The organism is Bradyrhizobium sp. AZCC 2262 (genome assembly GCF_036924535.1).
Classification (GTDB): Bacteria; Pseudomonadota; Alphaproteobacteria; order Rhizobiales; family Xanthobacteraceae; genus Bradyrhizobium.
The window spans coordinates 5,825,580-5,851,490 of record NZ_JAZHRT010000001.1 but is presented as its reverse complement, the minus strand read 5'-3'; the positions used below and the strand labels follow the sequence as shown (position 1 = coordinate 5,851,490).

Sequence of the window (25,911 nt, the reverse complement as noted above, 5' to 3'; positions counted from 1 at the left end):
TGAAAACGTGGCCATTCACATCGTCGACCGGCGCCTGAATCCGGGTAGTAAGAGTCTGGAGAATCGGCAGCGCTTCCTGCGCCGGGCCAAGGCGCTGGTGCAGGGGGCGGTGAAGAAATCGTCGCAGGACCGGGACATCAAGGATGTCCTGGAAGGCGGCGAGGTCAGCGTCCCGATCGATGGCATGGACGAGCCGCGCTTTCGCCGCGAGGGCGGCACGCGCGACATGGTGCTGCCCGGAAACAAGAAGTTCGTCGAGGGCGATATCCTTCCGCGCCCGAACCCGAGCGGTGGCAAGGGAAGGGGTGCGGGCGAGGGCGACAGCGAAGATACGTTCCGCTTCGTTCTCAGCCGCGACGAGTTTGTCGACCTGTTCCTGGACGATCTGGAATTGCCCGATCTCGCCAAGCGAAAGCTGGCGGAGGTCGAGAGCGAGGGCATTCGCCGGGCGGGTTACTCGACGTCCGGCTCGCCCGCCAACATCTCGGTGAGCCGAACCGTAAGCCGCGCCCTGGCGCGGCGTGTTGCGCTGCGGCGGCCGAGGCCGGAGGCGCTGGCGGCCCTTGAGGCGGAACTGGCGGACTGCAGCGACGAGGCGCGCCGCGCCGAGCTCATGGCCGAGATCGAGGCCCTGCGGGCCAAGATAAGTCGCATCCCGTTCATCGATCCGATCGACATCCGGTACCGGCGCTTCGAGACGGTGCCGAAACCGGTGGCGCAGGCCGTCATGTTCTGCCTGATGGACGTCTCGGGTTCGATGACCGAGCACATGAAGGATCTCGCCAAGCGCTTCTACATGCTGCTCTACGTGTTCCTGAAGCGCCGCTACCGTCACGTCGAGATCGTTTTTATCCGGCATACCGACCGGGCCGAAGAGGTCGACGAGCAGACGTTCTTTTACGGACCGGCTTCCGGCGGCACGCTGGTGTCGAGCGCGTTGCAGGCGATGCATGACATTGTGCGCACGCGGTTCCGGCCGGCGGACTGGAACATCTATGCCGCGCAGGCTTCCGACGGCGACAATTCCTACGCGGACGGCGAGGTCACGAGCCGTCTCCTGACCGACAAGATCCTGCCGATCACCCAGTTCTTTGCCTATCTGGAAGTCGGCCAGGAAAACGGCCTGTCCTACGAAATGCCCAATTCGTCGCTGTGGACCCTTTACGAGAGCCTGCGCGCGAGCGGCGCGCCGCTCTCGATGCGCAAGGTCAACGAGCGCAGCGAGATCTTCCCGGTGTTTCACGATCTCTTCCAGCGCCGTAGCCAGCAGGAAAGGAACGCGTCATGACCGCGACCGACCAACTGCTGTTTCGGGGCGCCGATTGGGACTTTCGGACGCTGCAGCGGATCTGCGACGCCTGCGAGCAGGTTGCGCGGGACGAATTGGGACTCGATGTCTATCCCAATCAGATCGAGGTCATTACCGCCGAGCAGATGCTGGACGCCTATTCGTCGGTCGGCATGCCGCTGTTCTACAAGCATTGGTCATTCGGCAAGCACTTTGCCTTTCAGGAGGCGTCCTATCGCAAGGGACTGATGGGGCTGGCCTACGAGATCGTCATCAACTCGTCGCCGTGCATTTCCTACCTGATGGAGGAAAATACCGCGACGATGCAGACGCTGGTGATCGCGCATGCCGCCTTCGGCCACAATCATTTCTTCAAGAACAACTATCTGTTCAAGCAATGGACCGACGCCGACGGCATTCTGGATTATCTCGAATTCGCCAAGCGCTATGTGGCGCATTGCGAGGAGCGCCACGGTCGGCTGGCGGTCGAGCACACGCTCGATGCCGCGCATGCCTTGATGTCGCACGGCATCGATCGCTATCCCGGCAAGAAGAGTCTCGACTTGCGTGCCGAGGAAAAGCGGGCGGGCCGGCGTCGCGCCCATGAGGAGAGCGCGTTCAACGATCTGTGGCGCACCGTTCCGGGCGGCAAAGTGAAGAGCGACGCGATACTGGACGTCGAGCGCCGCCGCCAGATGCTCGGTTTGCCCCAGGAAAACCTGCTGTATTTTCTCGAGAAGACGGCGCCGCGCCTGCGTCCCTGGCAACGCGAATTGCTGCGCATCGTGCGGCACATCGCGCAGTACTTCTATCCGCAGAGCCAGACCAAGGTGATGAACGAGGGCACGGCGACCTACGTTCACTATCGCATCATGAGCCGGCTGCACCAGCAGGGACGGCTGACCGACGGCAATTTCCTCGAATTCCTGCAGTCGCACACCAACGTCGTGTTCCAGCCCGAGTTCGACGATCCCCGCTATTCCGGCTTCAACCCGTATGCGCTCGGATTTGCGATGATGCAGGACATCGAGCGCATCGTCACCAATCCCAAAGACGAGGATCGCGAGTGGTTTCCGGATATCGCCGGGAAGGGCGATGCGATGGGCGTGCTGCGCGACGTCTGGGCCAATTATCGCGATGAAAGCTTCATCAGCCAGTTCATGAGCCCGCGGCTGATGCGGCACTTCCGCCTGTTCCATCTGCATGACGATCCGGAGGAGCGCGCCGGTATCCTGGTCGACGCCATCCACAACGAGCGCGGCTACCGCCGGCTGCGCCGCGAACTGGCGCGGCAGTACGACGTCGGCTTCATCGACGCGAACATCGAAGTCGTCGACGTCGACCTTGCCGGCGATCGTCGCCTGATGTTGCGTCACACCGTGGTGAAGGGCGCCCAGCTCAGCGAGGCCGACACCAAGCGCGTGCTCCAGCACCTAGCCGATCTCTGGAGCTACGACGTGTCCCTCGTCGAGACCGACGGGGTCGGCAAGGTGCTGAAGGAGTACGTCGCAAACCCGCGGAACATCGCCGTGGCGGCCTAGCTACTCGCGGCAGCGTGGTTACCGCAGGCTGGCGTTGATCTTCTCCAGCGCTGATGTGCCGGGGCACAGGTCCTCGGCTTCTAGCGTATTGAGCGGCCTCTCGACGGTGTCGAGATGGGTGTGCAGGTCTTCCGAATCCGGGTCGACATAGAGCAGTCCGGTCACAACCTGGCCCTTGGCGGCGTGCTTCTGCAGGAAGGTCATGGCTGCGAGCCGGTCGTTGGCGTCATAGTCGGCGTCGATCTTGCGCAGCGCCAGCTTGGTGCCGTCATGCTGTTCGACGACCTGCACCGTGCCTGGCGCGTAGTCGACCGTGATCGGGTCGCGGCCGGTGAGCACGTCAAGCCGGTTCACCGCGTCGTTGTGCTCGCGGACGTAATCAAAACTCTTGGTCGAGCCGGCATGGTTGTTGAAGGCGATGCAGGGGCTGATGACGTCGATGAAGGACGCGCCCTTGTGCCGGATCGCGGCCGCGATCAGCGGCACCAGTTGACTCTTGTCACCGGAAAAACTGCGCGCCACGAAGCTCGCGCCGAGCTGCAGGGCGATCGCCACCAGATCGATAGCGTTGTCGGTGTTCGTCACACCCTTCTTGGACTTCGAACCGCGGTCGGCGGTCGCCGAGAACTGGCCCTTGGTCAGGCCGTAGACGCCGTTGTTCTCGACGATGTAGGTCATATTCACGGCGCGCCGGATCGAATGCGCGAACTGGCCGAAGCCGATCGAGGCACTGTCGCCGTCACCGGAGACGCCGAGATAGATCAGGTCGCGGTTGGCGAGGTTGGCGCCGGTCAGCACCGACGGCATGCGGCCATGCACCGAGTTGAAGCCGTGCGAATTGCCGAGGAAATAGTCCGGCGTTTTCGACGAGCAGCCGATGCCGGAAATCTTGGCGACGCGATGCGGCTCGATCGACAGCTCGTAGCAGGCCTCGATGATGGAAGCGGTGATCGAGTCGTGGCCGCAGCCGGCGCACAGCGTCGAGATCTTGCCCTCGTAGTCGCGGTGGGTATAGCCGAGCTCGTTCTTCGGCAGGCCGGGATGATGAAACTTCGGCTTTGCAATGTAGGTCATGAGAACACCTGCGGATCCCAGCTCGTCATGGCCGGGCTTGTCCCGGCCATCCACGTCTTGGCCGGAAAAAAGGAAGACGTGGATGCCCGGCACAAGGCCGGGCATGACGCCGGAGAGAGCAACGCACAGGTCATGACACGGCCTTGCGGAGAGGGGTCACTTTGAGATGGTCCTGATGGTCGCCGATCGCGTTGGCGATGAAGCGGGCGGTGATCGGCGTGCCGTCATAGTGCAGGATCGGCACCAGGCGGACCGGATCGATGCCGTTCTCGTTGACGATCAATTGCCGTAGCTGGCCGTCGCGGTTCTGCTCGACCACGTAGACGAAGTCGTGATCGGCGATGAAGCTCGCCACGCTGGAGTGGAACGGGAACGCACGGATGCGCAGACGGTCGAGCTGATGCCCGCGCGCTTCCAGCAAGCCAATCGCTTCGTCCATCGCAGGTGCGGTCGAGCCGAAATAGATCACGCCGTATTTGGTCGGCTTGGCGGCGTTGGCCTGCAACGGCCGCGGCACCATGTCCTGCGCGGTCTCGAACTTGCGCACCAGCCGCTGCATGTTGTCGGCATAGATCGCGCCTTCCTCCGAATAGCGCGCGTAGCGGTCGCGCGAGGTGCCGCGGGTAAAGAAAGAGCCCTTGGTCGGATGCGTACCGGGATAGGTGCGGTAGGGGATGCCGTCGCCGTCGACGTCGAGATAACGGCCGAAATCGCGGCCAGGCTCGTCAAGCATTTCCGCGGTCATCACCTTGCCGCGGTCATACTGCCGGGCGTCGTCCCACTTCAGCGGACGGCACAGCCGGTGGTTCATGCCGATGTCGAGGTCGAGCATCAGGAAGATCACGGTCTGCAGCCGCTCGGCGAGGTCGAACGACTGTGCCGCGAACTCGAACGCTTCGGCCGGATCTTCCGGGAACAGCAGGACATGCTTGGTGTCGCCGTGGGACGCATAGGCGCAGGCGATGATATCGCATTGCTGGGTCCGCGTCGGCATGCCCGTCGAAGGGCCGGCGCGCTGGATGTTCATGATCACGGCCGGAATTTCCGCAAAATACGACAGGCCGATGAATTCCGTCATCAGGGAGATGCCGGGGCCGGAGGTCGCGGTGAAGGCCCGCGCGCCATTCCAGGAGGCGCCGATCACGATGCCGATGGATGCGAGCTCGTCTTCGCCTTGCACAATCGCGTATTTTGCCTTGCCGGTCTCCGGGTCGTGCCGCAGTTTCTTGCAGTGGCTCGTAAAAGCCTCCGCCACCGACGACGACGGTGTGATCGGATACCAGGCGCAGACGGTGGCGCCGCCGTAGACGGCGCCGAGCGCGGCCGCGCTGTTGCCTTCCATGAAGATGCGGTCGCCGACCTTGTCTGATTTCTTCACCTGCAGCCCGATCGGGCATTTCAAATTCTGCAGCGCCCAATCGCGGCCGAGATGCAGTGCGTGCACATTCGATGACAAGAGCTTTTCCTTGCCCTTGTATTGCTCGCCGATCAGTTGCTCGACGAGCTTCGGGTCGAGGTCGAGCAGCGCACAGAGCGCGCCGAGATAGATGATGTTCTTGAACAGCTGGCGCTGGCGCGGATCGGTGTAGGTCGAGTTGGTGATCGCGGTTAGCGGCACACCGATCACGGTGATGTCGGCGCGGAATTTCGACGTCGGCATCGGCTTGGTCGAATCGTAGAACAGATAGCCGCCGGGCTCGATCGAGGCGACGTCCTTGTCCCAGGTCTGCGGGTTCATCGCCACCATCAGGTCGACGCCGCCGCGGGCGCCGAGATGGCCGGCTTCGGTGACGCGCACCTCGTACCAGGTCGGCAGGCCCTGGATGTTGGACGGGAAGATGTTGCGCGGGCTGACCGGCACCCCATGGCGCAGGATCGAACGCGCGAACAGCTCGTTGGCGCTCGCTGAACCCGAGCCGTTGACGTTGGCGAAGCGGACGACGAAGTCGTTTACGCTGCTGATCGGGCTTTGGACTGACATGTTGATCCCGCGTGAGTCATATCGATGAGGTACTTTTGCATGTCCCAGGCGCCGGTAGGGCAGCGCTCGGCGCACAGCCCGCAATGCAGGCAGACGTCTTCGTCCTTCACCATGACGCGCCCGGTCTTGAGTCCTTCGGCGACATAGAGCGCCTGGTCGTGGTGCGGCGAGGGCGCTTTCAGCCGCAGCCGGAGGTCCTCTTCCTCGCTGTTCTCTGTGAATGTGATGCAATCCATTGGGCAGATGTCGACGCAGGCGTCGCATTCGATGCAGGCGGGCGCCGAGAACACGGTCTGCACGTCGCAGTTCAGGCAACGCTGCGCCTCGCCGAGCGCGAGCTTGACATCATAGCCGAGCTCGACCTCGGTCCGGATGTCCTTCAGCGCGATCACCTTGTCGCGATGCGGCACCTTGTAGCGCTTGTCGCCGGAGATGTCGTTGTCGTAGCTCCACTCGTGGATGCCCATCTTCTGCGAGGAGACATGCACTTCGGGCAGCGGGCGTTCGTTGATGTCCTCGCCCGATATCATCTTGTGGATCGACAGCGCGGCATCATGGCCGTGCGCGACCGCCCAGATGATGTTCTTGGGGCCGAACGCGGCGTCGCCACCGAAGAAGACTTTCGGATTGGTCGATACGAAGGTCTTTGCATCGACCTGCGGCATGTTCCACTTGTCGAACTCGATGCCGCAGTCGCGCTCGATCCAGGGGAACGCATTCTCCTGGCCGACCGCGACCAGCACGTCGTCGCAGGGAATGGTCTGGTCGGGTTCGCCCGAGGGCACCAGGTTGCGACGGCCCTTGGCGTCGTATTCGGCCTTCACCTTCTGGAAGGTGACGCCGATGAGCTTGCCGCTGACATGCTTGAACGCCACCGGGACCATGAAATTGAGGATCGGAATGTCCTCGTGAAGGGCGTCTTCCTTTTCCCAGGGGCTCGCCTTCATTTCCTCGAAGCCAGAGCGCACGATGACCCTGACGTCTGCGCCACCGAGGCGGCGCGCGGTGCGGCAGCAATCCATCGCAGTGTTGCCGCCGCCGAGCACGATCACGCGCCGGCCGATCTTCTCGACATGGCCGAACGAGACCGACGCCAGCCACTCGATGCCGATATGAATATTGGCGGCCGCTTCCTTGCGGCCGGGGATGTCGAGCTCGCGGCCGCGCGGGGCGCCGGAGCCGATAAAGATCGCGTCGTAATTTTCGCTGAGCAGCTTCTTCAGGCTGTCGATGCGATGGCCGCCCTTGAAGTCGACCCCGAGGTTGAGGATGTAATCGGTCTCCTCGTCGATGACAGTGTCGGGCAGACGGAACTTTGGAATCTGGCTCCGCATCATGCCGCCCGCCTTGGGATCGGCATCGAACACGGTGCAGTGATAGCCGAGCGGTGCGAGGTCGCGCGCCACCGCCAGCGAGGCGGGGCCGCCGCCGACCAGCGCGATGCGCTTGCCGTTCTTTGCCAGCGGCTTCGGCATGCGGTGCTTGACGTCGTCCTTGAAGTCGGCGGCAACGCGCTTCAGGCGGCAGATCGCGACCGGAGTTTCCTCGACACGACCGCGGCGGCATGCCGGCTCGCATGGACGATCGCAGGTGCGTCCCAGAATTCCGGGAAACACGTTCGATTTCCAGTTGATCATGTAGGCGTCGCTATAACGCCCCTCGGCAATCAGTCGGATGTACTCGGGAACTGGCGTGTGAGCGGGGCAGGCCCATTGGCAATCGACCACTTTGTGAAAGTAGTCTGGCGCCGAGATATCAGTCGGTTTCATTCCTACCTTATCCGCGCCAGCAACGAGAACGCGGCCTTGTTTGCCTGCGAACGCTTAACGAGCGTTCTTGTGGTTTTTGAATTGGATCATAGGCTTATCTTATTAGAGCCATTCCAGACGCGGCACAAAGGCAAATTTGCGCGATCTGCAGCTTTCATCTGCATGGGAGCGTGGACTTAGCGTCGCAGTGTCGATGCGGCAGTGCAGCATGTGCGGTGCAGTTGGTCTTAACGGTTTCAAGCGCGATGAACTCGCGCATTTCGAGCAGACGAATACGCGCAAAAAGGATGACGTGCTCAGCGCAGTTGCAGAACCGCTGCCGTCGCTGCCAGCTGGACCACGACAATCCAGGGGGCCAGTTTCCAAACCGTCAGCAGCAGGAAGCCGGTGAGCGCCACGGCGAAATCGCGCGGGGTGAGCACCGCGCTGGTCCAGACCGGATTGTAGAGCGCCGCGCCAAGGATGCCGACGACGGCGGCGTTTGTGCCGCGCATGGCGGCCTGCGCGGAGGGACGCAGGCGCAGCGCGTCCCAATATGGCAGCATGCCGTAGACCAGCAGCAGTCCTGGCAGAGACAGTGCGATGAGTGCAATCGCAGCGCCGGCCAGACCATTGGGAGCGGGTCCTATGGCGCCGAGATAGGCTGCAAAGGTGAACAGCGGTCCGGGTACCGCTTGCGCCATGCCGTAGCCGGCGAGGAAGTCCGCATTGCTGACCCAGCCCGGCGTCACGACTTCCGCCTGCAACAGCGGCAGGACGACATGGCCGCCGCCGAACACCAGCGCGCCGGAACGATAGAACGCGTCGAACAGCGCAAGCCCTTGCGAGCCGGTCCTTGCAGCCACCAGCGGCGTGAGCAGGAACAGGACCGCGAACAGCACCAGCGCGACCGCGCTGTGTCGGCGCGATACCGAAAAGCCGAGGTGGCCCGCAGGAGTGGCCCCGTCGCCGCGGCACAGCCAGAGCCCGGCCATGGCTCCAAGCGCGATGGCGCCGATCTGTCCAAACGATCCGCCGATGAAAACCACGATCGCAACAGCCGCAAGCGCGATGGCAGCCCGCGCGCGATCCGGCGTCAGGCTGTTTGCCATGCCCCAGATCGCCTGCGCGACCACGGCGACCGCGACCAGCTTCAGGCCGTGGAGAATCCCTTCAGCGGAAGGGCCGGTGAAGGCCGTCGCACTAAGCGCGAACGCGAAGAGAATGATTGCTGACGGCATCGTGAAGGCGAACCACGCCGCCAATCCGCCGAACAGGCCATTGCCGCGCAGGATGCCGAGCGTGAAGCCGACCTGGCTGGAAGCCGGCCCCGGCAAGAACTGGCAGAGCGCGACGATGTCGGCAAAACTGCTTTCGCTGAGCCATTTCCGCCGTTCGACGAATTCCGCCCTGAAGTAACCGAGATGCGCAATCGGCCCGCCGAACGAGGTGAGTCCGAGCTTGAGGAAGGCGGCGAAAACCTCGGCGACGGTGCCTGCGGACTTATCCGCCATGCAATTCAACTCCAGTGTCGGCTGACGATAGCGGGAACCGATAACGTCACCAAGCGCTTGGGGCGATCTTCAGCAAAGAGAAGTGTGATGCACATGGCATCCTCAGCCGATTGGTTGCGCCAGCACCCGGAAGAAGGAGCGCTTCCGAGCGACGATCGCACATCTGAGAGATAACATCAGCAGGGCAATTGGAAGCGATGTTAGAGACTTCGGCGGAAGTTCTCATTCGCGCTATCAAAGCCTTCGCACATTACGAGAAGAGCGAAACTGCAGCTCTGAGTCGAGCAATACCGGCAGAAGCCAAGTCTCGGCCACCTCTTTACTCGACACCTCGTTAACAGCGCCTTGATCCGTAGTTCTACGGCCGCGCTATTGTCAATTCCCGTCCCGGAACGCCCGGATCAAGCCGCCACGGCTCACTTAACTTAGCGCGCCCATTGGCAGCAGCGAAAGCGCCTAGCCGATATCGCGCTTCGCCAGATCCCACATCAGCCGGTAGACGCCGCTTGAGATGGTCAGCGGCTTCAGTGCGATGTTACCGCTGAAGCGCAGCATTGCCGCAGGCACCGCGTTCACATCGGTGCCATCGATCAGCACGAACCAGTCGCCGGCGCCGGGATTGGGCGCGGAGGGATCGTCGGTGATCGGCTTCGACAGCGCCGGATCGCTCTCGATCAAATGCATGGAGATGATCCCGTCGAGCGTGGCCGGATCAAGTTGCTCGCTCAGCGCCGCACGCAATTTGTCCTCGCCGCCTGCCGGACGCAGCCTGACAATGCCGAGCGCCGCGCCGCGGCCGGTGCCGCGGCTGACCGTGATGCGTGCGACCGCCCGGATCATGTTCTGGAAGCGGGCGATGTTGGCCTTCGACCACGTGGTCTGGTTCGAAAGCGCGGTGCGATAGGCCGGGCTGTCCAGCACCTCAAAGGTTTCGGTGGAGTAGAGGCTGAGATATTTTGGGTTGCCGTCGTGGGCGACATAGCGGCGGGCTTCGATGAAGCCGTCGATCGCCACGCGCTCTTCGAGATGTTCGCGGTCATACCAGCGATTGAATTCGGCCTCGTGCACGGCGTCTATGTTCATCGACGTCAGCAGCATGCCTTTTCCGGCCATCGGCATTTTTCTTGATTCCTACTTGCTGGTTCTCGATGCCATGTCCGCGATCGCCTTCATCACGGCGTCGCGGACGCCGGGATCGTACAGCGTGTGGCCGGCGCCCTCGACGAAACGAATTTCGGCCTCGCGCCACAGCGCGCCAAGCGCGTGCGAGGTCGCGGGCGGGCACAGCAGATCGTAGCGGCCCTGCACGATGATCCCTGGGATGCCTTTGAGCCTGCCCGCTTCGCGCAGCAACTGGTTGGGCTGCATGAAGCAGTCATTGGCGAAATAGTGCGCTTCCATGAACGGCGTGGCCGGCAGGCCGCGCGATGAACCAAGCGCCGCCAGATCGAGCCGTGTGCGGTTCGGCGCGTGTTCGGAAAGAATGCGTTCGGTTTCGCCCCAGGCCCGCGCCGCCGGAATATTCACGTCAGGATCGGGGTCGAGGATGCGGCGGAAATAGGCCTGGATCGGTTGAGCGCGTTCGCCTTCGGGCAGCACGCTCATGAAGTCGTTGTAAAGGCCAGGATAGAAACGCGGCAGCGTGTTGAGAAATCCGTTTTCGATTTCCTGGATCGTGCCCAGGAAGGTAGCCCGCAGTACGATGCCCGTGACGCGGTCGGGATGGGCTTGCGCATACGCCAACGCCAGCGTCGCGCCCCAGGAGCCGCCGACGATCATCCAGCGCTCAAGTGCGAATTTCTCGCGGATCGCTTCCATGTCGGCGATCAGATGCGGCAGCGTGTTGGCTTCGCGGCGGCCCTTGGGGCGGCTGCGGCCGGCGCCGCGCTGGTCGAACAGCACGGCGTGGAAGCGCTCGGGATCGAACAGTCGGCGATGGTCCGGCTGGCAGCCGCTGCCGGGCCCGCCATGCAGGTAGACCGCGGCAACGCCACCGGGCCGGCCGACGCTTTCGACATAGATGTCGTGACCGTCGCTGACGACGAGTTGCTCCGACGTCAGCGGGGCAAACGGATCGGCGCGTTTGACGGATTTGCCGGCGTCGGCGTCAGGCGCCATGCTCGCCTTCCGTCTCCAGCGTGCCGCCGGCGAAATTGCGATAGAGGAAGCGGTCCTGGTGCGCGGCCGCCTCGCGCTCGGCGTCCTTGAAGATCTGCTCGTGCATCGGCGACAGCGTACAGGCCGGATCGGTATTGCCGGCATCGCCGGTCAGCGCAAAGGCCTGGCAGCGGCAGCCGCCGAAATCGATTTCCCTGAATTCGCAGCTCTTGCACGGCTCGGGCATCCAGCCGGTGCCGCGATAGCGGTTGAAGGCCTCGGAATTCTGCCAGATCCAGGCGATCGAATGATTGGAGCGCACGGATTCGAATTCCAGCCCGGTGATGCTCTCCGCCGCGTGGCAGGGCAGGACCTTGCCGGCCGGCGAGATGTTGAAGAACTGCCGGCCCCAGCCGCCCATGCATTTCTTCGGCCGCAGCGCGTAGTAATCCGGCACGACATAGTCGATGGCCAAAATGCCTTTCAGCCGCACGGCGGCTTCCTCGACGATCCGGCTGGTCTCCTCGATCTGCTCGATCGTCGGCATCAAGGCGGCGCGATTTTTCAATGCCCAGCCGTAATACTGGACGTTGGCGACTTCCAGCCGGTCGGCGTCGAGATCGACCGCCATCTGGATGATGTCGGAGAGCTGGTGCAAATTCTGGCGGTGCATGACGGCGTTGACCGTCAGCGGCAGGTCAAGCTCGCGCGTCCATTTCGCGGCCTCGATCTTCTTCTCATGCGCGTTCTTCAATCCGGCGACGCGATCGGCAACCATGGGCTCGTTGCCCTGGAAACTGATCTGCACGTGGCAGAGGCCGGCATCGGCCAGCGCCGAAAGCCGTTCCTTTGTCAGCAGCACCGCCGATGTAATGAGATTGCTGTACAGCCCGACGTCGGTCGCATGCTGCACCAGCTCTACCAGATCCTTGCGCGCGGTCGGTTCGCCGCCGGAGAAATGAATCTGCAGCACGCCGATTTCGGCGAGTTCGCTCAGAACTTTTTTCCATTCCTCGGTCGTCAGCTCGCTGCCGCCGCGGTCGAGTTCGATCGGGTTTGAGCAATAGGGGCATTGCAGCGGGCAGCGGTGCGTCAGCTCCGCGAGCACGGCAAGCGGAATGCCGAACGTCTCTGCGGTCGATCGTTGCGATTCCAGAACCGCGAGCCCGTCACTGGGCGCGGCGCCGGTGGTTTTGCTTCCAGCGAGAATGTCGCTCATGACGTCTTCTCACGCACTTCGGTCAGAAAACCCTTGTCGGCAAGGTCCTGCAGCATCGCGATGACGTCGGTCAAGATCGCCTCACGCGGCGCGGCATATTTGGCGGCGAGCTGGTCGGCCATATCGCCGACGCTGCGCACCCCGTCGCAGAGCTGCAGCACTTCCACCGCAATCTCGTCCGGCGCCAGCACGCGCTCCGGCGCCAGGATCACCCAGACCTGCCGCGTCTCATCGAATTTCAGCCGCGTGTGTCGCGGCAATTTCGGCCGGCTCGCCTCGCTGACACTGATGTTGCGGCTCGCAGCCATCGATCGCTAGTCTCCTCCGGGCACGAACGCCCCGGGCGGTATATGGCCCTCGACATAGGCATGATACAGCGCGTCGAGCTGAACCCATAGCACATTGGTCTTGAAGATCAGCGCATTGCAGACCGCCTCGCGCTCGGCGGGCGTCTTCGCGTTGGCCTTGACGTATTCCAGCGCAAAACCCGCGTCGCGCGGGGCCTGCGTCAGGCGGCGGCTGAAATAGCTCATGATATCGGGGTTGACGAAATCATAGTGCTGCAGCATGCCGGAGATGCGTTCCTCATGCAGGTTCGGCGCGAACAGTTCCGTGAGCGAGGAGGCGATCGCTTCCAGCGGTGTCTTGTCACGGCAGAAATGCACATAGGCCTCCACCGCAAACCGCGTCGCGGGCAAAATGCCTTCGGTCGATTCCACATAGGCGCTGTCGAGCCCAAGGCCCTCGGTCAGCTTCAGCCAGCGCTCGATGCCGCCTTCGGAGCCGATATCGCCGTCGTGGTCCTCGATCCGGTGCCGCCATTCGATCCTTGTGGCGCGGTCGCGGAAGCGGGAGATCACCATCGCGTCCTTGAGCGGGATCGTGCTCTGGTAGAAATAGCGGTTGAGCGCCCAGGCCTGCACCTGTCCCTTGTTGAGCTTGCCGCCGTGCAGCAGCCGGTGGAACGGATGCAGATTGTGATAGCGCGTCGCGCCGATGTGGCGGAGCATCGCTTCCAGTTCATCGGCGCTGTTGAGCGTGATGCCCTTGCCGATCGATAGGGCGGTCATTTCCGCGGTCATTTTCCCCTTGGCCATGACATTCACAGCGTGATCTCCGTTCCATCGGCTGGAATCTGCCAGCCCGCCTGTTCCAGTGCCTTTCGCTCGCCCGAGCCGGAGAGCAGGGCGGGGTTGGAGTTGTTGATATGCAGGAACATTTTTCGGCCGATATCGAGGCCGGCAAGGCTTTCGATCGCTCCGTGTTCGCCCGACATCGAAATATGTCCCATCCCTTGTCCCGTCTTGGTGCCGAGGCCCTGGACGATCAATTCGTCGTCGCGCCACACGGTGCCGTCAAAGAACACCAGCGCGGCGCCCGCCAGGCGCGATTTGAGATCGTCGGTCACGTCAGCGCAGGCGGCCAGGAAATAGAAGTACCTGCCGCTGCCCTTGTCCAGAATCCGTAAGCCCAGCGTATCACCCGCGCCATCGCCGCCCGCCGGATGCGCCTTGCCTTCGAGATACCACGCGCCCTTGCCGGGAACCGCGAAGGGGAGGATTTCCATGCCGGATGGCGAGCCGTCGGGTAAAGTAGGCTCGAATGGCCTGTCTACCTCGATCGGCCGCCGCTTCACGTTGTTCTCGCCGAGCACGTTAAAGATGTTGTTGGATCGCAAAATCGCAAGGACCCGCTCATGCGCATAGAGCGTAAACGGTGAACCCTCGCGCATCGACAACAGGCCTGCGACCGCATCGACTTCGCCATTGGTCAGGATCACGCCGGCGATCGGGCTGTGACGGAGCTGTCCGGCTTTGGGGTGAAGCTGCGGCGTTGCAATAAGCTGCTGGCGCAGGTCAGGCGAGGCGTTGATCAAATACCAGTGCGCACCGTCGGCGCTGACCGCGATCGACGCCTGGGTGCTTCGCAGTTCGGGATTTTCGCTTCGTGCTTTGCGGCACACCGGACATCCGCAATTCCACTGCGGAACGCCGCCGCCGGCCGCGGCGCCCAGGACGACGACGCGAAGCATGATCCGTCTCCTGGCGCTTCCAGACTTGAAGACACAAACTGAATTACGAACGCCGCAAAGTGGACACCGGCGTCGGACACAATCCCGCTCTCGGGAACGTGTCAGGCCCGGAAGTCCACCTGCGTGAGATGTGAAATGCGCTACCGCTTACTTGCGGGTGGCGCACATATACATGTTGATTTCCATGCCGACCGATACTTCGACGATTTTCGGCGTCTTCCAGGCCATTTGGCTCTCCCTTTGCTGTCGGACGAACTCCGCCCTCAGGGTTAAGGTAGCGTGGATCAAAAAGTTCGCCAGTTAAATCTTTTGCTGAAACAGGAGGTATGTTTATGCTGCGTCGCGAAAGGTTTCACGGAGTTGTGCGGGAACCCCTGGTCAAAACAACGTGGGATCAAGTGTTTCCCGGTTGTTCGGGCCAATGCGAATGACGATGCTTGGCTTGCGTGGCGCTCCCGGCGTCCCATAAAGAAACCCGTGAGGGAAGTGCGGTCCCCCGATTTCTGGACCCCAACGAGAGTGAAGTTTCCGCCGATGCCGCGATATTATTTCAACACCCGTATCGGCGATGAGCTGATTTCCGACCCCGACGGCGAAGTGCTCAGGGATCCCGACCGCGCCTGGGAAATGGCGCGTGCCATGATCCGGGAGCTGCTCAAGACCGATGGCGCCGACGGCGCGCTTCTCAGCGCGACCATCGAGGTCACCGACGACGACGGCGAGATCGTGCTGGAGTTTCCGTTCGCGGAAGCGATTCTCGACGCCCCCGGCGGTCCCATCACCAGACACTGACAGCGCGCCAGGCCTGCGGGCGTCGGCGTTTCGCGCTTCGTCCGTTTTGGCAGTACAACTTCCGGACGCCATGTTTTCCGATTGCGCACCGGCGGATAAATATCGGAGAGTGCCGCCCGGGAAGGCCTCCGGCGCCGGCATCATATCGGCCTGCGCGAAGAGAAAGGCTTCCAGGGAGAACGTGCATGATAAGTTATTTGCCGACACCGCGCAGCCTGTTGCTGGCCGGTGCTTTTTTTAGTGCCCTTACATTGAGTGTTGCCGCCCAGCAGCCCGCCACGCCGCCGGCCGCCGGCGCAGCCCCCGCGGCCGCGCCCGCGCTTCCGCCGGGGTCTCCGCTGATCGGACGCCCGGCCGGCAGTGAAGCCGCTGCCAAGCTCGCGCCGATTGCGCCGCCGCCGATCCCCGCGGCGCCGGACAAACTGCCGACCGCAAAACTGAAGGTGCCGGCCGGCTTCAACATCGAAGTCTATGCCGCCGGCATGGCGAACGCCCGCTCGCTCGCGCTCGGCGACAAGGGGACGGTGTTCGTCGGCAGCCGCCTGGTCGACAAGGTCTATGCCATCGTCAACAAGGACGGCAAACGGGAAGTCAAGGTGCTGGCCTCCGGTCTCTATCGGCCGAACGGCCTCGCCTTCAAGGATGGCACGCTCTACATCGCCGAGCTGTCGAAGGTCTCCAAGATCGAGAAGGTCGAAGACAACCTGGACAACCCGCCCAAGCCGACCGTGATCTACGACAAGCTGCCCAAGGACGAAGCCCATGGCTGGAAGTTCATCGGCATCGGCCCCGACAACAAGCTCTACGTTCCGGTCGGCCAGCCCGGCAACAACGTGCTGCATGACGACGATCACGGCCAGATCCGCCGGATGAATCTCGATGGCTCCGGGGTGGAAGTGATCGCGAGGGGCGTCCGCAACACGGTCGGCTTCGACTGGAATCCGGAGACCAAGCAGCTCTACTTCACCGACAATGGCCGCGACTGGATGTCGGAAGATGTCCCTGAGGACGAGCTCAACCGCGTCACCAAGGTCGGTGAACATTTCGGCGCGCCCTACTGCCTGCAGGGCAACATCGTCGATCCCGAATTCGGCTGGGGCAAGTCCTGCAGCGAATTCACCCCGCCCGTCGGTCTGTTGGGCCCGCATTCGGCCTCGCTCGGCCTGCGCTTCTACACCGGCAGCATGTTCCCGAAAGCCTACAAGAACGCGATCATCGTCGCGCGGCATGGATCCTGGAACAGGTCCAAGAAGGTTGGCGGCGACGTCGTGGTCGTCAAGCTGAACAAGGACGGCACAGTGAAGTCGATGGAGCCGTTCATCACGGGCTTCCTGGAAGACAACAAGTATATCGGCCGGCCGGTCGATGTGATGCAAATGAAGGATGGCTCGCTCCTGGTCTCCGACGACTGGAACGGCGCCGTCTATCGCGTCACCTACGGCAAGCAGAAGGTGGCGGGGAAGCAGTAACCCAGACCGTCATTGCGAGGAGCAGTCATTCCGGGATGGTGCGTGAGCACCAGACCCGGAATCTCGAGGTTCCGGGTTCGATGCTTCGCATCGCCCCGGAACGACGAGAGCGCGAGGAAAGGGTACGATGCGTAAGACAATAACGGCGCTGGCGTTCGCCTCGATCGCCTTTGCCGCAAGCGCCGAGACGATCGAAGAACGCATCGTGCCGTGTCTCGCTTGCCATGGCGAAAAGGGCCAGTCCGAAACCGAGAACACGCCCTCGCTCGGCGGGCAGCAGGCGCCTTACGCGCTGATCCAGCTTTTCTTGTTCCGCGAGAAGCTGCGCACCTTCGAGCCGATGAACGAGATGGCGAAGCCGCTGACCGACGACGATCTTCGCCTCTTTTCCGATTTCATCGCCAGGATGCCGAAGCCCGCGCCACCCGCGGACGCCGGTGATCCTGTGCGGTTGCAGCGCGGCCAGGCGCTGGTGCAGCAGCACCGCTGCGACACCTGCCATAACCCGGATTTGTCCGGCAAGGAAAACGTCCCGCGCATCGCCAATCAGCGTGAGGATTATCTCGCCAAGACCCTTGCCGAGTACAAGGACAACAGCCGCCACGGCTATGACGCCAGCATGGCTGACGTGATGGCGCCGATCACGCCGGAGCAGATCGCCGATCTCGCCTATTTCGTCGCCCGCATGCGCTAAATTCGGCCGGCGGGCCCGCTGGCATTGCCCTGCGCCCGGCGCTACAAGGGCTCCAATCGATATGGAGTTTTGCATGCAGGATCTATGGCGCCTGTCGGCCGCGGAAATGGCTTCGCTGGTCAAGTCGAAGAAAGTCTCTGCGAAGGAGGCGGCGACCGCGGCGCTGGCGCGGCTGGACGCGGTCAATCCCAAGATCAATGCCGTGGTCGACCACAGGCCTGAAGACGTGCTGGCGCAGGCTGCCGCCGTCGATGCCGCCATCGGGCGTGGCGAAGATGCCGGGCCGCTCGGGGGCGTGCCTGTCACGGTGAAGGTCAATATCGACCAGGAAGGCTTTGCCACCACCAACGGGCTCAAACTGCAGCGCGACGCCATCGCTAAAAGCAATAATCCCGTGATCGACAATCTGCGCAAATCCGGCGCCGTCATTCTGGGTCGCACCAACTGCCCGGCATTCTCCTATCGCTGGTTCACCACCAATCTCATTCATGGCGACACCAGGAATCCGCGCGATCCCGCCATCACGCCGGGCGGCTCGTCCGGCGGCGCGGGGGCGGCGGTCGCGGCCGGCATCGGCCATATCGCGCACGGCACTGATATCGCGGGATCGATCCGCTATCCGGCCTACGCCTGCGGCGTGCATGGTCTGCGGCCGACGATGGGGCGCATTGCGGCGTTCAACGCGGCGCTCCCCGAACGGCCGATCGGGCCGCAGATCAGCGCCGTCTCGGGCCCGTTGGCGCGCACCATCGGCGATATCAGAATCGCGCTGGCCGCGATGTCGGCGAGGGACTATCGCGATCCCTGGTGGGTGCCGGCGCCGCTCGAAGGACCGGCGATGCCAAAGCGCGTCGCGATGTGCCTCAACCCTGACGGCCTCGATCCCGTCCCCGAAGTGAAGGCCGCCGTGGCCGATGCCGGCAAGCGGCTCGCGCGCGCGGGCTGGATCGTCGAGGAAATCACCAACACGCCGCCGCTGCGCGAGGCCGCCGACCTCCAGACAAAGCTCTGGCTCGGCGACGGCTATGAGGCGCAGCTGGAAACCGCCGAGCGCGAAGGCGATCCCGGCGCGCTGGCCTGCCTGCGCGGCAACCGCGCAAAAGTGCATCCGTTCGACCTGTCGAAAGCGCTGACGCGGCGCGCGACGCTGACGCGCGAATGGCTGGCGTTCTTCGAAAACTATGCCGTGCTGCTGATGCCGGTCTCCGGTGAATTGCCGTTCCCCGATCAGCTCGACCGCAAGGACGACGCATCGTTTGCGCGCGTCTGGCATGCGCAATTGCCGCAGATCGCCATTCCCTTCATGGGGCTGCCCGGGCTAACGGTCTCGACCGGACTGGTCGGACGCGTGCCCGTTGGCGTGCAACTGGTTTCCGGCCGTTATCGCGAGGATTTATGCCTTGCTGCCGGCGAGGCGATCGAAGCCGGCGGAACGCCGTCGGCGGCGATCGATCCCGCGGGCTGACTTCGAGAGAAACAGGATGCCAGGCGTTTATGATTTTACGGCGCAGTCGCTCGCCGGCGAGGAGGTTCCGCTCAAGCGGTTTGAAGGTCAAGTGCTCCTGATCGTCAACACGGCGAGCGCCTGCGGATTCACGCCGCAGTACAAGGGCCTGGAGCAATTGCAGCGCGAACTGTCGCCGCGCGGCTTTGCGGTGCTTGGTTTTCCCTGCAACCAGTTCGGCGGGCAGGAGCCGGGCGACGCCAAACAGATCGAGGCATTCTGCGAAACCAAGTATGACGTGACGTTTCCGATGTTCGCCAAGATCGACGTCAACGGCAGCCATGCGCATCCGTTGTTCAACCATTTGAAGAACGCGAAATCGGGATTGCTGGGTCCGTCGATCAAATGGAATTTCACCAAATTCCTGGTCGACCGATCGGGCAGGGTGGTGGGGCGCTACGCCCCGACCGCTACTCCCGAAGGAATACGAAGAGAAATCGAGGCACTGCTGTGAGCGAGACCAACAAAGCGATGAGCGACCAATTCCCCGACCGTCTCTCGGTCGATCCGGACAGCCCGTATTACAATGCCGATATCCTCGCGCGCGATGTCGGCATCCGCTTCAAGGGCGTCGAGAAAACCAATGTCGAGGAATATTGCATCAGTGAAGGCTGGGTGCGCGTCACCGCCGGCAGCGCCAAGGACCGCTACGGCAACCCGCTGACGATCAAGGTGCACGGCCCGGTCGAGCCGTACTTCCGCGACAAGCCGTCGTCCTGATTGAAAACGCGCTGCGCGCGCATCACGCACCGGTCATGCCCGGGCTTGTCCTGGCTTGTCCCGGGCATCCACGTCTTGACAGTGTTGCAGCAAGAAAGACGTGGATGGCCGGGACAAGCCCGGCCATGACGAGAAACTAGAGGCTTGGATAGGAAAATCGGCTTGGCGCCAATAGTGGATTTCCAGGCCGTCAGCTTACCGATCATCTGTCTCTGAAGGATGCCGCGATCTTGCCCAGCAAACTTTCTCTTCCCCAACTCTCGCTCGCAAAGGACAAGATCCGGGTCTTGCTCCTCGAAGGCGTCAACGACAGCGCCGTGCAGCTGATCGAGGCTGCGGGCTATTCCAGCATGACGCGCTTGTCCAAGGCGCTGGAAGGCGATGCGCTCAAGGAAGCCATCAAGGGCGTGCACCTGTTGGGCATCCGCTCACGCACGCAGATCACCACGGACGTTCTGGAGGCCGCGGACCGCCTCATCGCGATCGGATGCTTCAGTGTCGGCACCAATCAGGTGGATGTTGACGCCGCTCGCCAAAGCGGGATTCCCGTATTTAACGCACCGTTTTCCAACACGCGAAGCGTCGCGGAGCTGGTAATAGGCGAGATCGTCATTCTGCTGCGCCGGATCGTCGCGCGTTCCAATGCAGCGCATCAGGGACGTTGGGACAAGTCCGCAAACGACAGCTATGAGGTCAGGGGCAAGACGCTCGGCATCATCGGATACGGCAATATCGGCTCGCAGCTCTCAAACCTTGCGGAAGCGCTGGGAATGAGGGTGATTTTCTACGATCACACGGACAAGCTTCGTCATGGCAACACCGAGCCGACCGCGAGCTTGCGTGATCTGCTGGCACAAAGCGACGTCGTGACGTTGCATGTGCCGGAGACGTCAGCCACGCATGGCATGATCGGGCGCGAGGAGATTGCGGCGATCAAGCCTGGCGCGTATTTCATCAACAACAGTCGCGGCACGGTGGTTGACCTTGACGCGCTCGCGGACGCGCTGCGCGAAGGCAGGCTTCGTGGCGCCGCGGTCGACGTTTTTCCAGTCGAGCCGCGCTCGAATGCGGATCGCTTCGTGTCACCGCTGCAGGGTCTGGAAAATGTCATCCTGACTCCGCACATCGGCGGCTCGACCGAAGAGGCGCAGGAGCGCATCGGCGCCGAAGTGGCCCGAAAGCTGGTCGACTACAGCGATTCCGGCTCAACAATGGGCGCCGTCAATTTCCCCCAGGTCCAGCTGCCGGCGCGGCCATCGGGCACGCGGTTCATTCAGGTGCAGCGCAATCTGCCGGGCATGCTCGGGCGTCTGAACGAAGTGCTCGCGCGCCACTCAGTCAACATTGCCGCGCAATATTACGAGACCGACCACGACGTGGGCTATGTGGTGCTCGACGCCGATGCCTCCGCAGCCGACGGCCAGCGTGTGCTCGCGGACATCCGGGCGCTGGAAGGCACCATTCGCGCCCGCTTGCTCTACGAATACAAAATCTGAGCCGGCGCTAGGCAGTCTGCCGCATCGGCTGTCGCACGCCATACATCAGCGTGCGCCACAGCCATTCGACCGGACCGTAGCGGTAGCGGCGCAGCCACCAGGCGCTGAAAAATATCTGTCCGATGTAGACGGCAACGCCGATGGCGAGTGCGCTGGCAACGCTGAGGCGGTCGAACAGGCCGAGACCGTAGCCATAAAAGATCCAGCCGAAGATCAGGGATTGCGCGAGGTAGTTGGTGAAGGCCATGCGCCCCAGCGGCGCGGCCCAGCCGAGCAGCATCTTCCCGCGCTCGAGATTGGCGATGCCGATGATACCAGCACCATAGCCCAGTGCCAGCAGGATGGTGCCGAGAGGTTCCGCCAGGGTGCCGATCCGGCCGACCCTAATGTAGCCGCCGGCCTCGAAAAGGATCAATGCCGCGCCAAGGCTGATACACGCGGCGGCGATCGAGAAGAGCAGATGGTGAGGCGGTTTTCGCAGAATGCCGGTGCGCCAGGCGAACGCGCCGAGAAGAAACAACCCGATCGTGCGCGGAAAGATAAAGGCGTGCAGGGAAGCGAAAAGGGGAAGCTCGCGAAGCCGGAATGCCAGCACGTCGAGGAAGCCGCCCGTCGGATAGATGCGATGCGCCTCCGCGATATCCTGCCTTAGCGCGACCGTGCCGGGCCACCATCCGGACGGGGGAAAGACCTGCATCTCAAGGTACAATCCGAGAGACGCCAGCGCGGCGAGCGCCAGCAGCCAGCGCGGACCAAACAGGAACGGCAGGACGATCAGGCCGGCAAGCGCATATTCGGTGAGAATGTCGCCGTTCCATATCAGGCAAAGATGAATCAGCCCGAACGCCAGCAACACAACGAGCCGGCGCACGAGCAGCGACGTGCGGCGCTCGCTCTTTGCAAGCCGCTCGAACTGGATGGCAAGGCCCGTGCCGAACAGCAGCGAAAACAGCGCAAGCGCCTTCAGATCGACGAACAGCATCAAGATCGTTTCGACGGCCCTGTCGATCGGCGATCTCGTAGGCTGGTGGGAAAGGAACCGTTCAAAGATCGAAACGCGAAATATCGTCACGACGTTGATTGCAAGAACGCCAAGCAAGGCAACGCCCCGCAATACGTCGATGGCGTCGATCCGCTCTGCCGGGCTTATCGGCCGTGCGACGCCATCGGCCATTGCAACATGGTTTCCAATTCAGCGAAGAATGAAATCCGCCGGCGGACTACGACAGCCGCATATCCAGCAATCGCCGGCCTTCGGTTTTGAGCAGCTTCCTCACGGCGCCTGACGCTGCGATCTCGCCCTGATTGGCGTAGGCCTCGTGGTTCTTCTCGATATCCTCGAGCCGGTAGAGATAATTGACCATGACGCCTGCGGATTCACGCAGGCCCTTGGGCGAGAGGTCGCCGAGCCAGTCGATCTTCTCCAACCGCGCGCCGTTGCCGATGTGGAAGCGCGCCACCGAATCGATCAGCCGGCCTTTCGGCGTCCGTGCTTTGAGGAAATAATGCGCCGCCAGCGGCTCGACCACAGCCCGCAATTGCGCAGTCAGTTCCGCGTTCTCGAACCAGTCCGGCCTGTCGAGGGCTTCCAGCAGCGTCCGTTCCTCGTCGCTGACCGGAATGTCTTCGGCCTGCTTCAGCCATTGCATGAAGCCCGGCACCGGCGACAGCGTGATGAACGTATCCAGCTTGGGCAATTCGCGCCGCAATTCCTCGACCACCTGCTTGATCAGGAAGCTGCCGAAGGAAATGCCGCCAAGCCCCTTTTGCGTATTCGAGATTGAATAGAACACGGCGGTCCGCGCGCGCTCGACCGGCACCAGCTGCCGCTCGGCGGCGAGCAGCGGCGCAATCGCGGTCGGAATCGTTTCGGTCAGCGCGACCTCGACGAAGATCAGCGGGTCATCGTTGAGCTGGGGATGGAAGAAGGCGTAGCAGCGGCGGTCTACGGGATCGATGCGGCGGCGCAGATCGTTCCAGTCGCGGATTTCGTGCACGGCCTCATAACGGATGATCTGTTCCAGAATATTCGCTGGCGTCGACCAGTCTATCCTGCGCAGCACGAGAAATCCCCTGTTGAACCAAGAAGACAGTAGATGCACCACATCGCGGTCGAGCGCGGCCAGATCCTTGTTGCCCTTCATCAGGGCAAGCAGGTCGGCGCGCATCGCCACCAAATCGCTGGTGCCGCCCGGCGCGCGGTTGAGCCTGCGGATCAGCTCCTGCCGCTGCGGCTCGGAAGCAAAGTGAAGGTCGCTGGCATCGCTGTCGTTCGGCTGGCTGCGCCAGCTCTCGATCGCCTGCGACAGTTTTTCGCGGTCGGGGCCGAAGTCTCTCGCCAGCGTTTCGAAAAAGGTAAGCCGGCCGGCGGCGTCGAGGTCGTGGTAGCGATCGAGCACCTCGCGCGCCATCGCGGTGCCGGACGCTTCGCCGCGGCCGGACAGCAGCGCCTTGCATAATTCAAGCAGTTCGGCGGCGTCTTGCCGGGCGACTGACGGCTCGCCCCGCCGAAGCAGCGTGCGGCCACGTTCTGATATCGTCGAGAGAAGGTCGGAAAAAAAGGCGTTGGCCATGCGGTGGGTCGAATCCAGCTGATATTGCGGAATCTTATATGAGATTTAGGACGGTGCCGATCACAATCAAGCGTATGGATCGTACGTAAATATGTCATGCCTCTAAGTCGGGCGTTTATTCCTTCCCGGCAAATTCCGTCGGCGTTTTTCCGGTAACCTGCCGGAAGGCATGGGAAAACGCAGGCACGCTGGCATAGCCTAAATCCGAGGCAAGCTGCTTGACCGAGACGCCGGCGTCCGTCGACAGCCTCTCGATTGCCGCCGCGATCCGGGCGCGCTGGCACCAGCTCTTGAAGCTCAATTGCGTCTCCGACGAGAACAGGCGTGACAGCGTCCGCACCGAGGTCCCGACCTCGTGCGCCAGCGTCTCGATCTCATGGTCGCCGGTCGGGTCCGCCAGCACGATGTCGGCGGCGCGCCGGCAGCGCGGCTCACGCGGCAGCGGGATGAAGGTGGCGGAATCCTCCGCCTGGTCCAACTCCATCATCGCCAGTCGCAGCAACAGCGCGGTTCGTTCACGGTCGCCCCGATCGTCGAACAGGGCGAGAATCGTCTGATGCAGCAGCGGCGACACCCGCACCACGAATTCCGCATCCAGGCTGTGGCTGCGCGCTTCGCGCTGCAGCCAGTCGAGCTCGAAATAGAGCGTCCGCATCTCGATATCGGCGAGCACGTCGATCGCATGTTCCGACAGGGCAGGGACCCAGACCGCGCGATCCGGCGGCACCAGCCAGCGGCCTTTCGGGGTCGTCACCTGCATCGTGCCCTTGGCCGCATAAACCAGCTGCGCCTCGCGGTGCATGTGGGTATGGATCCGGAAGCCCTTCCTGTAGCCGTTGGCGATCATGTGGATGCCGTCGCCGGTTGAGGTCAGGCGTCCGATAATGGCGGCAATTGGCTTTTCGGCGATATTCATTGGCGACATCCCGTCAGGACAACCCCGTATAACCTATTTCGGAAAATTGCGGGATTCGGGAATCGACCATGAACAGCCCCAGCCGGGTGATCACCTTCGTTAACGCCGCCCATTTCATCGACCATTATGCGATGCTGATTTTCGCCGCCGCCGTCATCATCATGGGGCCGGCGCTCGGCATGGCCTATTCGGAACTATTGCCTTACGCCACCCCGGGCTTCGTCGCCTTCGGCGCGGGTTCGCTGATCACCGGCTGGCTCGGCGACCGCTGGAGCCGCCGCCACATGATGGTGATCTTCTTTTGGGGTATCGGCGCGTCGATGATCGCCGTCGGCTTCGTGCAAACGCCGCTGCAGCTCGGCGCGGCGCTGCTGGCGATCGGCCTGTTCGCCTCGATCTATCATCCGGTCGGCACCGCGATGATCGTGTCCTATGCCGACAAGCTCGGCCGCGAGATGGGTCTGAATGGCGTCTGGGGCAATCTCGGCGTGGCGTCCTCGGCGCTGGTCACCGGCGTGATCGGGCAGTATCTCGGCTGGCGCTGGGCCTTTATCGTCCCGGGGGTCGTCACCATCCTGATCGGCGTGGCCTTCGCGCTGATGGTGGTGCACGAGGACCGAACCGGCACCAAGCAGGCGGCGGCGCAGGCGAGGGTGGCCAAGCAGGACATGTGGCGGGTGTTACTGGCCTTGCTGATCGTGGTGATCGCGATATCGACCACCTTCAACGCAATCACGGTGGCGATGCCAAAACTGTTCGCCGAGCGGCTCGCCGGCGTGACCCAAAGCCCGGCGCTGCTCGGAGTCATCGCGGCCGGCGTCTATGTGTTCGGCGCGATGACACAATATACGATCGGTAGATTGATCGACCACTACTCGCTGAAAACCGTGATGCTGCCGCTGTCATTCATGCTGGCTCCGTTCATTTATTTCGCAGCCACACTGTCGAACCTGCCACTGATCATCGCCTCGATCGGCATCGTCATGGGCGCGTTCGGCCAGGTCACCGTCAATGACGCCATGGTCGGCAAATACACCAGCGAGGAATGGCGCTCGCGCGCCTATTCGATACGCTACTTCATCGGCTTCACCGCGGCGGGCGCTTCCGTCGGCCTGGTGGCGTGGCTTTACGAGAAGGGCGGCTTCGTCACCATGCTGCAGGCGTTCGGCGCGCTGTGCCTGCTGGTGATCGTGGCTGCGATTATCCTGCCACAGGAGATCAAGGTGCCGGCGGCGCAGACGAATTGATCGCCG

24 protein-coding genes are annotated in these 25,911 nt (G+C 62.8%); 10 read left to right on the top strand and 14 right to left on the bottom strand.

Annotated features, from left to right (window positions below; translation table 11 throughout):
- Positions 1 to 7: 7 nt before the first annotated feature.
- Positions 8 to 1,288 (top strand): YeaH/YhbH family protein, encoded by a 1,281-nt coding sequence (locus V1283_RS27495; RefSeq protein ID WP_334389703.1) that lies wholly within the window; start codon positions 8 to 10, stop codon positions 1,286 to 1,288.
- Positions 1,285 to 2,829 carry a SpoVR family protein gene (locus V1283_RS27490; protein ID WP_334389702.1) on the top strand — a complete coding sequence of 515 codons (1,545 nt, stop codon included), beginning with the start codon at positions 1,285 to 1,287 and terminating at the stop codon, positions 2,827 to 2,829. The genes V1283_RS27495 and V1283_RS27490 overlap by 4 nt, the downstream gene beginning before the upstream one ends.
- Positions 2,830 to 2,847: 18 nt before the next feature.
- Here the strand turns inward: V1283_RS27490 and V1283_RS27485 are convergent, their stop codons facing one another.
- The 11 genes from V1283_RS27485 to pqqA form a co-directional block, all read right to left on the bottom strand.
- Entirely contained in the window at positions 2,848 to 3,903 is a 1,056-nt protein-coding gene (locus V1283_RS27485; protein ID WP_334389701.1) for a 2-oxoacid:ferredoxin oxidoreductase subunit beta, read from the bottom strand.
- A 130-nt stretch (positions 3,904 to 4,033) separates the two neighbouring features.
- Positions 4,034 to 5,884, bottom strand: a complete 1,851-nt coding sequence (locus V1283_RS27480) for a 2-oxoacid:acceptor oxidoreductase subunit alpha (RefSeq protein ID WP_334389700.1) — start codon at positions 5,882 to 5,884, stop codon at positions 4,034 to 4,036.
- On the bottom strand, positions 5,854 to 7,653 hold the full coding sequence (locus V1283_RS27475; protein ID WP_334389699.1) for an FAD-dependent oxidoreductase: 1,800 nt from the start codon (positions 7,651 to 7,653) through the stop codon (positions 5,854 to 5,856). Before V1283_RS27475 ends, V1283_RS27480 begins: the two co-directional genes overlap by 31 nt.
- A gap of 296 nt (positions 7,654 to 7,949) precedes the next feature.
- Positions 7,950 to 9,146: a chromate efflux transporter gene (gene chrA, locus V1283_RS27470; RefSeq protein ID WP_334389698.1), complete on the bottom strand. Its 1,197-nt coding sequence runs from the start codon at positions 9,144 to 9,146 to the stop codon at positions 7,950 to 7,952.
- A 456-nt stretch (positions 9,147 to 9,602) separates the two neighbouring features.
- Positions 9,603 to 10,265 carry a hypothetical protein gene (locus V1283_RS27465; protein ID WP_334389697.1) on the bottom strand — a complete coding sequence of 221 codons (663 nt, stop codon included), beginning with the start codon at positions 10,263 to 10,265 and terminating at the stop codon, positions 9,603 to 9,605.
- A gap of 12 nt (positions 10,266 to 10,277) precedes the next feature.
- The gene (gene pip, locus V1283_RS27460) at positions 10,278 to 11,264 is read right to left on the bottom strand and encodes a prolyl aminopeptidase (RefSeq protein ID WP_334389696.1); all 987 of its coding nucleotides are present in this window, start codon (positions 11,262 to 11,264) and stop codon (positions 10,278 to 10,280) included.
- Positions 11,254 to 12,462 (bottom strand): pyrroloquinoline quinone biosynthesis protein PqqE, encoded by a 1,209-nt coding sequence (pqqE, locus tag V1283_RS27455; RefSeq protein WP_334389695.1) that lies wholly within the window; start codon positions 12,460 to 12,462, stop codon positions 11,254 to 11,256. Before pqqE ends, pip begins: the two co-directional genes overlap by 11 nt.
- Complete coding sequence (gene pqqD / locus V1283_RS27450) at positions 12,459 to 12,770, bottom strand: pyrroloquinoline quinone biosynthesis peptide chaperone PqqD (protein WP_334389694.1); 312 nt, start codon at positions 12,768 to 12,770, stop codon at positions 12,459 to 12,461. Before pqqD ends, pqqE begins: the two co-directional genes overlap by 4 nt.
- Before the next feature lie 6 nt (positions 12,771 to 12,776).
- Positions 12,777 to 13,532, bottom strand: a complete 756-nt coding sequence (gene pqqC, locus V1283_RS27445) for a pyrroloquinoline-quinone synthase PqqC (RefSeq protein WP_334389693.1) — start codon at positions 13,530 to 13,532, stop codon at positions 12,777 to 12,779.
- 32 nt (positions 13,533 to 13,564) lie between these two features.
- Positions 13,565 to 14,494 (bottom strand): pyrroloquinoline quinone biosynthesis protein PqqB, encoded by a 930-nt coding sequence (gene pqqB, locus V1283_RS27440; protein ID WP_334389691.1) that lies wholly within the window; start codon positions 14,492 to 14,494, stop codon positions 13,565 to 13,567.
- A gap of 147 nt (positions 14,495 to 14,641) precedes the next feature.
- Positions 14,642 to 14,722, bottom strand: coding sequence for a pyrroloquinoline quinone precursor peptide PqqA (gene pqqA / locus V1283_RS27435; RefSeq protein WP_138835738.1), 81 nt, complete (start codon positions 14,720 to 14,722; stop codon positions 14,642 to 14,644).
- Between the two features lie 306 nt (positions 14,723 to 15,028).
- Here pqqA and V1283_RS27430 point away from each other — a divergent pair, with 306 nt between their 5' ends.
- From V1283_RS27430 to serA, 7 genes are all read left to right on the top strand, one after another.
- Complete coding sequence (locus V1283_RS27430) at positions 15,029 to 15,286, top strand: DUF6894 family protein (protein WP_028347078.1); 258 nt, start codon at positions 15,029 to 15,031, stop codon at positions 15,284 to 15,286.
- A gap of 185 nt (positions 15,287 to 15,471) precedes the next feature.
- Entirely contained in the window at positions 15,472 to 16,755 is a 1,284-nt protein-coding gene (locus tag V1283_RS27425) for a PQQ-dependent sugar dehydrogenase (RefSeq protein WP_334389690.1), read from the top strand.
- A 127-nt stretch (positions 16,756 to 16,882) separates the two neighbouring features.
- Complete coding sequence (locus V1283_RS27420; protein WP_334389689.1) at positions 16,883 to 17,449, top strand: c-type cytochrome; 567 nt, start codon at positions 16,883 to 16,885, stop codon at positions 17,447 to 17,449.
- Between the two features lie 73 nt (positions 17,450 to 17,522).
- On the top strand, positions 17,523 to 18,914 hold the full coding sequence (locus tag V1283_RS27415; RefSeq protein ID WP_334389688.1) for an amidase family protein: 1,392 nt from the start codon (positions 17,523 to 17,525) through the stop codon (positions 18,912 to 18,914).
- A gap of 16 nt (positions 18,915 to 18,930) precedes the next feature.
- Entirely contained in the window at positions 18,931 to 19,407 is a 477-nt protein-coding gene (locus tag V1283_RS27410; RefSeq protein ID WP_334389687.1) for a glutathione peroxidase, read from the top strand.
- Entirely contained in the window at positions 19,404 to 19,673 is a 270-nt protein-coding gene (locus V1283_RS27405) for a DUF3297 family protein (protein ID WP_334389686.1), read from the top strand. Before V1283_RS27410 ends, V1283_RS27405 begins: the two co-directional genes overlap by 4 nt.
- A gap of 227 nt (positions 19,674 to 19,900) precedes the next feature.
- Positions 19,901 to 21,169: a phosphoglycerate dehydrogenase gene (gene serA / locus V1283_RS27400; RefSeq protein WP_334393192.1), complete on the top strand. Its 1,269-nt coding sequence runs from the start codon at positions 19,901 to 19,903 to the stop codon at positions 21,167 to 21,169.
- 7 nt (positions 21,170 to 21,176) lie between these two features.
- Here serA and V1283_RS27395 read toward each other — a convergent pair whose 3' ends face one another.
- The 3 genes from V1283_RS27395 to V1283_RS27385 all read right to left on the bottom strand — a co-directional run bounded on the left by V1283_RS27395 (position 21,177) and on the right by V1283_RS27385 (position 24,658).
- Complete coding sequence (locus tag V1283_RS27395) at positions 21,177 to 22,343, bottom strand: DUF418 domain-containing protein (RefSeq protein ID WP_334389685.1); 1,167 nt, start codon at positions 22,341 to 22,343, stop codon at positions 21,177 to 21,179.
- A gap of 46 nt (positions 22,344 to 22,389) precedes the next feature.
- A complete protein-coding gene (locus V1283_RS27390; RefSeq protein ID WP_334389684.1) occupies positions 22,390 to 23,742 on the bottom strand; it encodes a malonyl-CoA decarboxylase in 1,353 nt (450 codons plus the stop codon).
- Positions 23,743 to 23,857: 115 nt separating this feature from the next.
- On the bottom strand, positions 23,858 to 24,658 hold the full coding sequence (locus V1283_RS27385) for an AraC family transcriptional regulator (RefSeq protein ID WP_334389683.1): 801 nt from the start codon (positions 24,656 to 24,658) through the stop codon (positions 23,858 to 23,860).
- Positions 24,659 to 24,726: 68 nt separating this feature from the next.
- Here V1283_RS27385 and V1283_RS27380 point away from each other — a divergent pair, with 68 nt between their 5' ends.
- Complete coding sequence (locus V1283_RS27380) at positions 24,727 to 25,905, top strand: MFS transporter (RefSeq protein WP_334389682.1); 1,179 nt, start codon at positions 24,727 to 24,729, stop codon at positions 25,903 to 25,905.
- The last annotated feature ends 6 nt before the right edge of the window (positions 25,906 to 25,911 follow it).